The sequence below is a fragment of the Poseidonocella sp. HB161398 genome (genome assembly GCF_005870025.1).
Taxonomy (GTDB): Bacteria; Pseudomonadota; Alphaproteobacteria; order Rhodobacterales; family Rhodobacteraceae; genus Mangrovicoccus.
In genome coordinates this window covers 15,426-28,190 of sequence record NZ_VATA01000028.1, presented here as the reverse complement: position 1 = coordinate 28,190, position 12,765 = coordinate 15,426, and the positions used below count along the sequence as shown (strand labels likewise).

Genomic DNA, 12,765 nt, shown 5'->3' with positions numbered 1-12,765 from the left:
CTGGCGCAGCCTGATCGAGCGATGCGTCCCGAAGCTGAAGATGCGTCCTAGAGCTGAAGCGGCGGCGACGGGCTGCGACTGGACCGTGCCGGGCTGCCCTGGGATCGCAGATAGCGCCCCCTCTCCGCATCTGGCGGCGCTTCCCGCCAATATGGCCGAGGCTCCGGAGACCCCCGGACCGCACAGCCCGGTCCGGGCCGGAAACACTGCCGCCCCGCGCGCGTCTCAGGCGCCCAGATAGGGCGCCGGGCACTGCATCGGCTCGGAGGAGCGCTGTACCTCGTAGAGCCAGGTCCCCTGCGGATCGCTGTCCGCCCTCGCGCCGAGCCGCCCGCCCTCGTTGACGAATTGCCAGCATTGCAGCGGGATCCCGTCGCCGTAGTCGAAGCAGATCTGCCCGCCGGCCTCGTACCAGGTGCCCTCTTCGCACTCGCCGCCGATCTGCCGCCAGATCACCTTGCGGCCGGGCAGGTACTGCTCCATGCCGTAGACCCGGCCGTCATGGGCATAGGTGACGGTGTGGCCGTCGACATAGGCGCCGAACTCGTCGCCCGACATCGGCTGCCCGGCCAGGACAGCCTCCCCGGCCAGCACCAGGGCGGCAGCGGCCGCTGCCATCGCATGCATCCGTCGCGTCATCGCAGTCTCCGTCTGGGCCCGGCGGAAGGAAAGCGGGGCGCGGGCGGCGCCACCCTACACCGGATGGCGCCCGGCCAACAGCCCGGCACCGGTCACGATGGGGTCAGGCGCCCCGCCGCCGCTCTCCGCGGCCCTCGGGCGCGCGGACGGGCAGCGCCGCGGGCCGGGCGCCGCCACGGGCGCCACGGCTGTCGCGGCGCCTCCCCGGGGATCAGATCTGCTTCTCGGGGATGCGCACCACCAGCCCGTCCATCGCCGCCGTCACCGGGATCTGGCAGGTCAGGCGCGAGCTGCCGGGCTTCGGCTCGAAGGCGAAGTCCAGCATGTCCTCTTCCATCGTCTCGATCGCCGGCAGCTTCTCCGCCCAGGCTTCGTCGACATAGACATGGCAGGTCGAGCAGGCGCAGGCGCCGCCGCAATCGGCGTCGATCCCGGGCACGCTGTTGTCCCGCGCCCCTTCCATCACCGTCAGCCCGACAGGCACTTCGACGACATGTTCCGTGCCGTTATGCTCGATATAGGTGATCTTGGGCATGCTCGCATCCTCACTGGCTCTGTACCGACCCGGTCCATTTAGGCGATGCGGGCGGGCATTGCCAGTACCCCGGCCGGCTTGCGTGAACGCGCAAATGTTCGCTATGTGTTCTCATGGCCCCCGACTCGCCGCCCGCCCCGCCAGCCGATGCCGCCGCGCCCTGGCCGCGCCCGCCCGCCGCGCTGCCCGCCTGCTGGCTCGACCGCCCGCCGCAGGGCGCCCGCGCCACCGTCGCCGGGCTGGTGCTGGTGCGGCAGCGCCCGGGCACCGCCAAGGGGGTGATCTTCGTCACCCTCGAGGACGAGACCGGCGTCGTGAATGTCATCATCTGGCGCAGCATCTACGAGCGCTTCCGCCGCGCGGTGATCGCCGGGCGGCTGCTGCGCGTCACCGGGCGGATCCAGCGCGAGGCCGGGGTGACCCACGTGGTCGCCGAGACGGTCGAGGATCTCTCCGCCCTGCTCGACGGGCTCGCCCGGCCGCAGGACCCGCCCGGCTAGAGGTAAAGCTGCGTCGCGATCAGGAACAGCACCAGCACGCCGAAGACGTCATTGGCGGTGAGGATGAATATCCCCGTCGCCACCGCCGGATCCATCTTCAGCGCATGCAGCGCCAGCGGCACCACCGTGCCCATCGTGCCGGCCATGACGATCACCAGGAACTCCGCCAGCCCGACCGTCGCCGCCAGCATCCCCGGCCGGTCGATCCCGCCGAGCAGCGAGACGCAGAGGATCAGCCCGGCAATCGCCAGCCCCATCGCCGCGCCGTTGAACGCCGCCGCCCCGATCTCGCGGCCCAGCCGCGCCGGCAGGTCGCCGCGCCAGGACGCCCCGCCCGAGAGCGACTGGATCGACACGGTCGAGGCCTGCATGCTGGCATTGCCCGCCGTCGCGCAGACCACCGGGATGAAGCTCGCCAGGATCGCCGCCTCGGTCAGCGTCGCCTCGTAGCTGCCGATCACCGTCGCGGTCAGCGTCGCGCCGAGCAGCCCCGCCACCAGCCAGGGCAGCCGCCGCCGGACGATCTGCGGCAGCCGGTCGGCGCCCGAGGACTCGGGCGAGAGCCCGGCCATCAGGAACATGTCCTCCTCGGCCTCCTCGCGGGCGATCTCCTCCAGTCCGCGGCGGCTGATCGCGCCGAGCAGCCGCCCTTCGGCATCGACCACTGCCAGCGCCCGGCCATGGCGCTTCTGCGCCAGCGCCAGCACCTCCTCCTGGTCGGTCGCGGCCGAGACCTGCGGCGGATCGCGGCGCATCACCTCGGAAATCACCGTCCCGGGCGCATGCAGCAGCAGGTCGCGGATGCGCAGGTAGCCGACCAGCCGCCGTTCGGCATCGACCACATGGACGCCCTCGATCCGCTCGATCTCGCCCGAGCGGCGGCGGATGTCCTCGACCAGCGCTCCGATGGTCCAGCCCTGCGGCACCGAGAGGCTGCCGAATTGCAGATGCGCCGCGGCGCTGTCCCAGTGATAGGCCAGATCGGCGCGCAGCGCCTCCGCATCCGGCCGCTCCGCCAGCAGCCCGGCGGCCATGCCGGGCGGCAGCTCGCGCAGCAGACGCAGCGCGGCCTCGGGGCGGAACTTGCGGATCAGCTTGGCGAAGCGCGCCCGGGTCTCCGGCGCGACCAGCACCGCCTGCAGCCGCGGGTCTAGCTCGGCCAGGATGGCCAGGCTGGTCTCCTCGGGCAGCCACAGCAGCAGCCTCTGCGCGCGCTTCGAGCGCAGCCGGATCATCGCGGCCAGCATGTCGGCCGCGGGCCAGGCCGCCAGCGCCGCCAGCACCTCGCGCCGCGCCCCGGCCTTGATCATCCGGTCGAGCGCGCGCAGCGCCTCGGCATTGTGCCGCTCGGCCGCCTCGCCGCTGCCGCTGTCCCAGGCCAGCACGGCCGCTGCCGTCTCGGTCATCCTCGCGCCTCCCTGCTCCGATGCGTCCCTCCCTCCCGTTCTAGCGGGCCGAGGCGCTTCCGGGGGGCGGGCAAAAGGGCACAGCCCGGAACGCGGAAAGGGCCGCCCGCGGCGGCGGACGGCCCTTTCCGGCAGGAATTGCGGCTGCGATCAGCTGTCGGCCTGCATCGCCTCGATCGAGATGAAGACCTCGACCTCGTCGGAGACATAGGGGGCGTACATGCCCATGTCGAAATCCGTGCGGGTGATGGTGGTGGTGGCGTTGAAGCCGATCCAGGGCTTGCCGGCCATCGGGTGGTCGCCCTTCTGGGTCATGGTGGTGTCCAGCGTGACCGGCTTGGTGATGCCGTTGATGGTCAGGTCGCCGGTGATCTCGGCGGTGTTCTCGCCGGTCACTTCGATCGAGGTCGAGGTGAAGCTGCCTTCGGGGTTTGCCTCGGCGCCGAAGAAGTCATCGGTCTTGAAATGCGCGGTGCGCTCGTCGTCGCCGGTGAAGAGCGAGGTGATCGGGAAGGTGACCGAGACCGAGGAGGCGGCCGGATCGGCTTCGTCGAACTGGATGTCGCCGGTGATGCCCGAGAACATGCCGTAGGTCGTGGAGAAGCCCAGGTGGTTGTAATGGTAGATGATCTGGGCGTGGGTGGTGTCGACGGTGTAGGTGTCGGCGGCCAGGGCGCCGGTCGCGGCAAAGGCGGTCATGGCGGTGGCAAGCAGGAACTTTTTCATGGAACGTCTCCGGAAGATTGGGTTGCTGCCCGGAATGTCGTCTGGCATGCCGTGCAAGTCCATTGCCGCTTTGCTCACGGGTTCTGTGCGCCGGCGAACAGAACCGCGACGATCTGTGCATTGCCCCCGCGCCCGGACCGCGCCCCGCCCTTGCCAAGCCGCGCGGAATGTGTATGAAGGCGCATCCTTCGCAAAGTCACATGAACGGCGCGGCCTCTCGCGGAGCGGGGCGGAGGACGGAACCTGCTCCTATGAAACGCGCCTGAACAGAACTGGAGCCCGCATGCCCTTCTATGAGCATGTCTTCATTGCGCGGCAGGACCTGTCCAACGCGCAGGCCGAAGGTCTCGTGGAGCACTTCTCCACCGTCCTGTCGGACAATGGCGGCAAAGTCGTCGAGTCCGAGTACTGGGGCGTCAAGACGATGGCCTACAAGATCAACAAGAACCGCAAGGGCCACTACGCCTTCCTGAAGACCGACGCCCCGGCGCCGGCCGTGCAGGAGATGGAACGCCTGATGCGCCTGCATGACGACGTCATGCGCGTCATGACCATCAAGGTCGAAGGCCACGAAGAAGGCCCCTCCGTCCAGATGCAGAAGCGCGACGAGCGCGATGGCCGCCGCGGCCGCGATCGCGACCGGTAAGGAGAGACTGACATGGCAACCAAACCGTTTTTCCGCCGCCGCAAGGTCTGCCCGTTCTCCGGCGACAACGCGCCGAAGATCGACTACAAGGACACCCGTCTCCTGCAGCGCTACATCTCCGAGCGCGGCAAGATCGTGCCGTCCCGCATCACCGCCGTCTCGGCGAAGAAGCAGCGCGAGCTGGCCCGTGCCATCAAGCGCGCCCGCTTCCTCGCCCTGCTGCCCTACGCCGTGAAGTAAGGAGCGATTCCCATGGAAGTGATCCTTCTCCAGCGCGTCGCCAAACTCGGCCAGATGGGCGAGGTCGTCTCCGTCAAGGACGGTTACGCCCGCAATTTCCTGCTGCCGACCGGCAAGGCGCTGCGCGCCTCGGACGCCAACATCAAATCCTTCGAGGCCCGCAAGGCCCAGCTCGAGGCCGATAACCTCGAGACCAAGAAGGAAGCAGAGGCAATGGCCGCCAAGCTCGACGGCCAGCAGTTCATCGTGATCCGCTCCGCTTCGGATGCCGGTGCGCTCTACGGCTCGGTCACCCCGCGTGACGCCGCCGATGCCGCGACCGCCGAGGGCTTCACCCTCGACCGCAAGCAGGTCAAGCTGTCGAAGCCGATCAAGGATCTGGGCCTGCACACCGTGCACGTGACCCTGCATCCGGAAGTCGAAGTCGACATCCACCTGAACGTCGCCCGTTCCAAGGAAGAAGCCGAGCTGCAAGCCTCCGGCAAGTCGATCCAGGAACTGGCTGCCGAAGCCGAAGCCGCCGCAGAATTCGAGATCGCCGAACTGTTCGACGAAATCGGCTCCGCAGCGCTCGACGACGAGAGCGGCGATTCCACGCCCCAGCCGGACCTGGAAGACCGCCCGGAATCCTGATCCGGGCCTTCCGAAAGACAGGAAAGCGCGCCGCTCGGCAGAGCGGCGCGCTTTTCCTTTGCGCGGTCCCTAGAGGAAGGCGAAGCCTTCGAGACCGACCAGTCCCAGCCCGACAACCGTGAGCAGGAAGAAGCAGCAGCCGGAATGGCGCATGGCGATGTCCCCCTTGGCAGCCTGTCCCGCAGTCATACGCCGCCAGGCTTAATGCGCCGCTAACCGCGACGGGAGGGGACGGCCCCGAGGCCGCCCCGGCCGCGCTCAGGCGGAGAAGTCCGGATCGAGGGTGATCGACCACAGCTCGTTGTCGCCGCGATCCATCAGCCGCACCTTCATCTGCTGCGTCGCGCCGTCGACATCGACGAGGCCGAAGAACTGCAGACCCGCGGACGGCGGCAGGTTCTGGCCCTGCTCCTCGCTCGGCGCCTTCACGTATTTCACCTCCGGCCCGAAGGTCATGTCGAGCGCGTTCGGCCCGAAGGTGCCCGCATGCAGCGGCCCCGAGACGAATTCCCAGAACGGGTTGAAGTCCTGCATCTGCGCCTTGTTCGGGTCGTAGTAATGCGCGGCGGTGTAGTGCACGTCGGCGGTCAGCCAGACGGTGTTGCGGATATCCGCCGCCTTGATGAAGCGCAGGATGTCGGCCAGCTCCAGCTCGCGGCCCTTGGCAGCGCCGTCATCGGCATTGGCGATCGCCTCGAAGAACTCGCCGTCGCGCACGACCAGCCCGATCGGCATGTCGGCGGCGATGACCTTCCAGGTGGCGGTCGAATTCGTCAGCTCGCGCTTCAGCCATTCGATCTGGCGGGCGCCGAGGAAGACGCTCTCGTCGTTGATCGCCTCCTGCAGGTTCGCCGTGTTCGGCCCGCGATAGGCCCGCATGTCGAGGAAGAACACGTCGACCATCGGCCCGTAGGACATCTTGCGGTAGACGCGGCCCGGCTCGGCCGGCTGGTAGCTGATCGGCGTCATCTCGTGGAAGGCCTGGCCCGCGCGGGCGGCGAGGACACGGACGTTCTTCTCGGTATAGCGGTCGTCGCCCGAGAGGTCCTTGCTGTCCGACCAGTTGTTGACGACCTCGTGGTCGTCCCACTGGAAGAAGGTCGGCACCGAGGCGTTCAGCGCCTGCACATGGCGGTCCATCAGGTTGTACTTCCACTGGCCGCGGTACTCGTCCAGCGTCTCGGCCACCTTGCGCTTCTCGTCGATCAGCAGCGTGTTCTTCCAGATCAGCTTGCCGTCCTTGACGGTCTCCTCTTCCATCGCGCCGTCGGCATAGATGGTGTCGCCGGAATGCAGGAAGAAGTCGGGCTCGTGCTTCGCCATGGTGGCATAGGTCAGCATGCCGTCATCGTCGATGCCGTAGCCCTGCCCCGCGGTATCGCCCGACCAGGCGAAGCGGACCGAGCGGCGCGAGGCCGGGGCGGTGCGGAAATGGCCGGTCAGCGGGTCGGAGACGGCGTTGAGGCTCGACAGGTCGGCCGCGGTGAAGCGGTAGAAGATGTCCTGGTCCGCGGGCAGCCCCTCGACCAGCCGCTTGACCGCCAGATCCGAGCCCGGCAGCGCGTTCAGCGGCGGCAGCTTGACGGAATTGGAGAAGCTCTCGGTGGTCGAGACCTCCATCATCACCCGCGAGGGCATGTTCACGCGGGTCCAGATCATGCCGGAATTGGCGGTCGCGTCGCCGGACTGCACGCCATGGGTGAAGACCGGGCGGTCATCGGCGCGGGAGATGGCGGGCATGGCGAGCGAAGCGGCAAGCACGGTGCCGCCGGAAAGCACGGAACGGCGGGAGATACGGGCGGTCATGTCACTGTCCTGTCGATGGATAGGCGTTTTCTGTGGCGCCCGTATGGCCCGGCCATCGCGACAGTTCCGCGACACTTGGGCGACGTTCCGGTGACATGGCGGCCCGCCCTTGGCGGAGCGCCCCTTCCCCGGACATGGACGCGGCAGTTGACCTTGCGTCCGATCCGGCCTAGCCCCCTGCTCCGGGGAGGCGACGGGGGGCAGGATGGGCATCGGCCGCGACGGCAGGATCACGGCGGTCGGCAACCGCCCCTTCCAGGAGGCGTTCCGCCCCCTGCTGGAGGAGGTCTGCGCCCGGCTCTCGCCCGCCGCCGAACCGCTGATCCACAGCCTCCATGTCTATGGCAGCGTCGCCGAGGCCCGTGCCGTGCCCGGACGCTCCGATCTCGACCTGTCGCTGATCTTCGGGGCGGCGCCCTCCGCTGCCGGGCGCCGCCGACTCGAGGCGCTGCGGCGGCAGATCGAGGCGGCGCATCCGGTCGCCAGCAAGGTCGATTTCGACATCGGCACCCTCGCGGAGCTCCGCTCCGCGGAGCAGGGCTTGGCCTGGCGCTACTGGCTGCGGCATCACTGCCGCTGCCTCTGCGGGCCGGACCCGGCCGAGGACATCCCGCTCTTCCGCCCCTCCCGCGCCCTCGCCCTGGCGGTGAAGGGCGATTTCGAGCGCGTGCTCGGCGGCTACCGCAGCGCGCTGGAGGCCGCCCCGCCCGGCGCGCCGGCCCGCCGCCTCATGCGGGAAGCGGCGCGCAAGCTGATCCGCTCCACCAATGTCCTGCGCCGCGAAGACGACCGCGACTGGCCGGACACGCTCGAGGACCACGCGGAGAAGCTCGCCCGCCGCCACCCCGGCCAGGGCGCTGCACTGCGTGCCTTCCTGCGCGAGGCGCGCGACCCCGGCGACGATCCGGCGGACTTCGCCGAGCGCCTTGGCGCGTTCACGGCCTGGATGGCGCAGGAGCTGCAGCGCAGCTAGGGCGCCTGCCCCTCGTTGCCTCGCGGCCCGCCCCCGGCATCGGCCGCGGGGCGACTCTGGACCCCGTCCCGGCGGATTGGGCGGGCGAAGCACCGCCTTGCGCCCTCCGCCCCCCGGGCCAGCCCGGCCTCGCTGGCCGTCACGGAACGCCCGGCGGAAACCTCCCGGAAGGGACGGCGCGCGGGACAAGGCGCGGCAGCGTCACCGGACGGCTTGGGGCGTCCCTGCATGAACGGCTCAGGAGAGGATAGCGCAGCTGCACCCGGGCCCGGCCCCGGCGGCGCACATCCTGCGGCTCGGGGGGCCGCCGCAGAAGACGGCGCGCGGCCCAGACCAACAGAGTCCCCGCTGCGCCTTCGGGGCCGTTCCGGGGCCGCACCTTCCGGCAGGCATGGCGCGGGAGACGCACGTATCGGAACGCCTCGCCCCTGCCGCGGCCGGTGCATACGCGGAACGGCCCGGACCCTCCCGGCACAGGCCGCGCGGGAGCTTCGACCCCCGGATCAGCCCCGACGGCGCCGTCCTCGCTTCAGCCGCCCAGCGATGCCGCGACTGCCTGACTCCAGGGCACCCTGAGCAGGCCCTGAAGCTGTCTCTGCCACAGGAGAGATCCGGGCGGCGGCAGGACATGCGTCCATGCCCGGCCCGGACGCCCCCGTCGTCGGTACGATCGCGGCAGGCGCCCAGACCCTTTCCCGGCAGCCAGCAACAGGGGGCGGACGGACCGGCGCGCCCGGCCTGCCGGGGCGCAGAGACCCGCGGAAATGCTGCGTCCGCGCACTGTCCCTGCCGCGATGCAGCAGGCTTCGTGGAGTTTCCGATTGACTTTCGGTCCGTCTGCCCCCATTTGACGGACTCGTAATCGCCCGGTGCCCCTGCTTCGCATGCACTGGATGCCCGGATGTCCCTTCGATGCGGCCGTCCCGGTCTGCGGTTACGCCCGCCGCGCTCCGAAGATGCGGTGGTGCCCGCAGCCCCTCCCCGGACTTCGCCGGACCCATTCCGCGGCCAATGACGCCGCCACGACAGGACATATCCATTCATGAGTTTCGACCAGATGGGGCTGAAGCCCCGCCTGCTGGAGGCGCTTGCCGCCGCCAAGATCACCGATCCGACCCCGATCCAGCAGCAGGCCATTCCGCATGCGCTGGAAGGCCGCGACGTCATGGGCCTGGCCCAGACCGGCACCGGCAAGACCATGGCCTTCGGCCTGCCGATCGCCCAGGCGCTGATGCACGAGCAGCAGAAATGCAAGCTGCGCAGCACCCAGGCGCTGATCCTCGCCCCGACCCGCGAGCTGGCACAGCAGATCCATGACAACCTCGCCATGATCACCGACGGCGCGCATCTGCGGCTGCACATCGTCACCGGCGGCGCCTCGATCAACCGCCAGGCGCAGAAGCTGTCGAAGGGCGTCCACCTGCTGGTGGCGACGCCGGGCCGCCTGCTGGACCTGATCGACCGCCAGGACCTGTCGCTGCACGACACGCGCTTCCTGGTGCTCGACGAGGCCGACCAGATGCTGGACATCGGCTTCATCCACGCGCTGCGCCGGATCGCCTCGCTGCTGCCGAAGACGCGCCAGACGCTGCTGTTCTCGGCCACCATGGCCGACCAGATGGAAGAGATCGCGCAGGCCTACCTGACCGATCCGGTGAAGATCTCGGTCACGCCTCCGGGCAAGACCGCCGACCGCATCGAGCAGGAAGTCCGCTTCATCGAGCAGCCGGAGAAGACCGGGCACCTGATCGACCTGCTCGGCGCCCACCCCTCCGAGTTGGCGCTGGTCTTCACCCGCACCAAGCACGGCGCCGACCGGCTGGCCCGCGCCGTCGAGAAGGCCGGCTTCGCCGTCGGCGCGATCCACGGCAACAAGAGCCAGGGCCAGCGCGAGCGCGCGCTGAAGTCGTTCCGCACCGGCCAGCTGAAAGTGCTGATCGCCACCGACGTCGCCGCCCGCGGGATCGACATCCCCGAGGTGCGCCATGTCTACAACTTCGACCTGCCGAACGTGCCGGACAACTATGTCCACCGCATCGGCCGCACCGCCCGCGCCGGGCGCGACGGCCGCGCCGTGGCGTTCTGCTCGACCGACGAGGTCAAGGAACTGAAGGCGATCGAGAAGCTGATCGGCAATGTGCTGGAGACCAGCTTCGGCGACCGTCCGCTCGGCGCCACCCACCGTCCGGCGAAATCCGGCGGCGGCCGCGGCGGCAAGCCCGGCGGCGCGCCGAAGCACGGCCGCCCGCAGGGCCAGGGCCATGGCCATGGCGACGGGGCGAAGGCCGGGAGCGGCCGTCCGCGCCGCGCGCGGAGCCGCCGCCGTCCGGCCAAGGCCAGCGCCGCCTGAGCCGCGGCCAAAGCCTGAAAACAGCAACGCCCTCCCCGACGGGAGGGCGTTTCCATGTCAGGCCCCCCGGTCCGGCTCAGCCGCGGCGGCGGCGCCGCGCCAGGAACCCGAGCCCGGCCAGCGCGGCCGAGATCATCCCCGCAGACGCCGGCAGCGGCACCTGCGCTTCGGGGGCCAGGCTATCGAGGCTGCCCGCCACGATCGCGACGCCAGCGGCATCCTCCCAGGCCAGATCGCGCAGCGTGACGATGCCGTCGCCATCGACCGTCAGGCTGGCCCAGCCGAAATGCTGGCCGTTCGACACATTCAGCGCGAAGCCCAGATAGCCGCGCACCACGCCGCTGTGCCGGACCCAGCTGCCGGTATAGCTCAGCGTGCCGGAATAGCCGCTGTAGTACATGTCCGCGAGCTTCGACGCCCCCGCATAGGCCAGGCCGGCATCGATCAGGCTGCCCGAGGCCAGCGCCCCGCCGGCCGTGACCCGGCTGCCATAGAGCCCGGAGGCCGTGACCTCGCTGTCAGTGGTGCTCCAGCCCGGATAATAATGGCGCCTGTAGTAATCGTAGAACCGCAGATCCGCCTGTCCGTCGCCATCCAGGTCGTAGACCGCGGACTGGTTGCTGGCGAGCGTCCGGTCGCCCAGGTCGATATGGACCACGGCGGCAGACGCCGAAGAGGCCGACAGCGCGAGCGCGGCCGCTGCGGCCGTCCTTGTCAGATGATGCATGCACGATATCCCTTGTTGCGCAATGGCTCCGGCCGGAAACCCGGCCCGGGAGAGGTCGCGCAGAAGGCGAAATCGATCAACTTTTAGGTGAACACAAGGTAAACGCCGCCCCGCGGAGCGCAGCCCCGAGCGCATGAAAAAGGGCGGGTCCGAAGACCCGCCCTTCCGTCATTCCGCCAGATGGCCGGAGATCACTCGTCCTCGAGCGACTCGACGGCTTTCTCCAGGTCTTCCTTCGACACTTCGGTCTCGGTGACCTGCGCCAGTTCGAAGACGTAGTCGACGACCTTGTCCTCGAAGATCGGGGCGCGCAGCTGCTGCTGGGCCTGGGCGTTCTGCTGGATGAACTCGAAGAACTGGCGTTCCTGGCCCGGGTACTGGCGCGCCTGCGCCATCACCGCCTGGGTCATCTCGGCTTCGGTCACTTCGATCTCGTTGACGCGGCCCAGCTCGGCCAGCAGCAGGCCAAGGCGCACGCGGCGCTCGGCGAGCTTGTTGTGCTCGTCGGTCGGCGTGATTTCCGGGTGGTCATGGCCGTGCACGTCGGGGTTTTCCTCGTGCCACAGCTGGTGCGCGATCTGGCCGGCTTCCGCCTCGACCAGGGTCGGCGGCAGGTCGAAGGAGACCAGGCCGTCCAGCGCGTCCAGAAGCTTGCGCTTCTGCACCTGGCGGGAGGCGCCTGCGTATTCGGCTTCGAGGCGCTCGCCGATCTGGGTCTTCAGCGCGTCCAGCGACTCGGCGCCGTACTGCTTGGCCAGCTCGTCGTCGATCGCGGTCGGCTTCGGCGTGTCGATGTGCTTGATCGTGCAGTCGAAGGTGGCTTCCTTGCCGGCCAGGTGCTCGGCGCGGTAGTCTTCCGGGAAGGAGACGGTCACGACCTTCTCGTCACCGACATGCACGCCTTCCAGCTGCTCTTCGAAGCCCGGGATGAACTGGTTGGAGCCCAGCTCCAGCGGGAAGTCCTCGGCCGCGCCGCCTTCGAAGGGCTCGCCGTCGACCTTGCCGACGAAGTCCATGGTGACCTTGTCGCCCTTCTCGGCGTAGCCGCCCTCGATCCGGTCTTCCCAGCTCTTGGCGTTCTCGGCGAGGTTCTTCAGCGCCTCGTCGATATCCTCGTCGGAGGCCTTCACGACCAGCTTCTCGAGCGAGATCGTCTTCAGGTCGACTTCCGGGATTTCCGGCAGCTTCTCGTAGGACATCTCGACGGCGACGTCGTCACCCTCTTTCCAGTCCTCGTTGGTCATCTTGACCTGCGGCTGCAGCGCCGGACGGTCGCCGGACTCCTCGAAGTGCTTGCTCATCGCACCGTCGATGGTTTCCTGCATGGCTTCGCCCAGGATCTGCGGGCCGAACTGCTTCTTCAGCAGCGGCAGCGGAACCTTGCCCTTGCGGAAACCCTTCATCTGGATTTCCGGCTGCGCCTCGGTGAGCTTCTCCATCACCTTGGCATCCAGTTCCGCGGCGGAGACGAGGATCTGGTAGCCGCGCTTCAATCCTTCGTTCAGGGTCTCGGTGACCTGCATGGGTGGTTCCTTCTTGAAAGGCCGTCTCTAGGTTGCCGGGCGGTGTATGGGCAAGGACGGG

At 69.1% G+C, this 12,765-nt stretch carries 13 protein-coding genes; 6 read left to right on the top strand and 7 right to left on the bottom strand.

Features of this window, described 5'->3' with window-relative positions:
- Nucleotides 1-225: 225 nt before the first annotated feature.
- Both FGX59_RS20545 and FGX59_RS20540 read right to left on the bottom strand, forming a co-directional pair.
- Nucleotides 226-639 (bottom strand): hypothetical protein, encoded by a 414-nt coding sequence (locus tag FGX59_RS20545; protein WP_240722610.1) that lies wholly within the window; start codon nt 637-639, stop codon nt 226-228.
- Between the two features lie 211 nt (nt 640-850).
- The gene (locus FGX59_RS20540; protein WP_138468994.1) at nt 851-1,174 is read right to left on the bottom strand and encodes a 2Fe-2S iron-sulfur cluster-binding protein; all 324 of its coding nucleotides are present in this window, start codon (nt 1,172-1,174) and stop codon (nt 851-853) included.
- A 113-nt stretch (nt 1,175-1,287) separates the two neighbouring features.
- On the opposite strand from FGX59_RS20540, the gene FGX59_RS20535 reads away from it, so the two are divergent.
- On the top strand, nt 1,288-1,674 hold the full coding sequence (locus tag FGX59_RS20535; RefSeq protein ID WP_138468993.1) for an OB-fold nucleic acid binding domain-containing protein: 387 nt from the start codon (nt 1,288-1,290) through the stop codon (nt 1,672-1,674).
- On the opposite strand, the gene FGX59_RS20530 is transcribed toward FGX59_RS20535, so the two are convergent.
- Together FGX59_RS20530 and FGX59_RS20525 are read right to left on the bottom strand one after the other, a co-directional pair.
- Complete coding sequence (locus FGX59_RS20530) at nt 1,671-3,080, bottom strand: magnesium transporter (protein ID WP_138468992.1); 1,410 nt, start codon at nt 3,078-3,080, stop codon at nt 1,671-1,673. The two genes, FGX59_RS20535 and FGX59_RS20530, sit on opposite strands and share 4 nt — an antisense overlap.
- A 150-nt stretch (nt 3,081-3,230) precedes the next feature.
- The gene (locus tag FGX59_RS20525; RefSeq protein WP_138468991.1) at nt 3,231-3,806 is read right to left on the bottom strand and encodes a YceI family protein; all 576 of its coding nucleotides are present in this window, start codon (nt 3,804-3,806) and stop codon (nt 3,231-3,233) included.
- A gap of 283 nt (nt 3,807-4,089) precedes the next feature.
- Between FGX59_RS20525 and rpsF the strand changes: the two genes are divergently transcribed.
- The 3 genes from rpsF to rplI are packed head-to-tail and all read left to right on the top strand — an operon-like array spanning nt 4,090 to nt 5,325.
- Nucleotides 4,090-4,452, top strand: coding sequence for a 30S ribosomal protein S6 (gene rpsF / locus FGX59_RS20520; RefSeq protein ID WP_138468990.1), 363 nt, complete (start codon nt 4,090-4,092; stop codon nt 4,450-4,452).
- 12 nt (nt 4,453-4,464) lie between these two features.
- Entirely contained in the window at nt 4,465-4,692 is a 228-nt protein-coding gene (rpsR, locus tag FGX59_RS20515) for a 30S ribosomal protein S18 (RefSeq protein WP_013961325.1), read from the top strand.
- A gap of 12 nt (nt 4,693-4,704) precedes the next feature.
- The gene (gene rplI, locus FGX59_RS20510) at nt 4,705-5,325 is read left to right on the top strand and encodes a 50S ribosomal protein L9 (RefSeq protein ID WP_138468989.1); all 621 of its coding nucleotides are present in this window, start codon (nt 4,705-4,707) and stop codon (nt 5,323-5,325) included.
- A gap of 258 nt (nt 5,326-5,583) precedes the next feature.
- Here the strand turns inward: rplI and FGX59_RS20505 are convergent, their stop codons facing one another.
- Complete coding sequence (locus FGX59_RS20505) at nt 5,584-7,131, bottom strand: alkaline phosphatase (RefSeq protein ID WP_138468988.1); 1,548 nt, start codon at nt 7,129-7,131, stop codon at nt 5,584-5,586.
- Between the two features lie 205 nt (nt 7,132-7,336).
- On the opposite strand from FGX59_RS20505, the gene FGX59_RS20500 reads away from it, so the two are divergent.
- Both FGX59_RS20500 and FGX59_RS20495 read left to right on the top strand, forming a co-directional pair.
- Entirely contained in the window at nt 7,337-8,104 is a 768-nt protein-coding gene (locus tag FGX59_RS20500; protein WP_138468987.1) for a nucleotidyltransferase domain-containing protein, read from the top strand.
- A gap of 1,042 nt (nt 8,105-9,146) precedes the next feature.
- Nucleotides 9,147-10,454, top strand: coding sequence for a DEAD/DEAH box helicase (locus FGX59_RS20495; protein ID WP_138468986.1), 1,308 nt, complete (start codon nt 9,147-9,149; stop codon nt 10,452-10,454).
- 76 nt (nt 10,455-10,530) lie between these two features.
- On the opposite strand, the gene FGX59_RS20490 is transcribed toward FGX59_RS20495, so the two are convergent.
- The gene (locus FGX59_RS20490) at nt 10,531-11,181 is read right to left on the bottom strand and encodes a VPLPA-CTERM sorting domain-containing protein (RefSeq protein WP_171060747.1); all 651 of its coding nucleotides are present in this window, start codon (nt 11,179-11,181) and stop codon (nt 10,531-10,533) included.
- Between the two features lie 191 nt (nt 11,182-11,372).
- Nucleotides 11,373-12,704 carry a trigger factor gene (gene tig / locus FGX59_RS20485; RefSeq protein WP_138468984.1) on the bottom strand — a complete coding sequence of 444 codons (1,332 nt, stop codon included), beginning with the start codon at nt 12,702-12,704 and terminating at the stop codon, nt 11,373-11,375.
- Between the last annotated feature and the right edge of the window lie 61 nt (nt 12,705-12,765).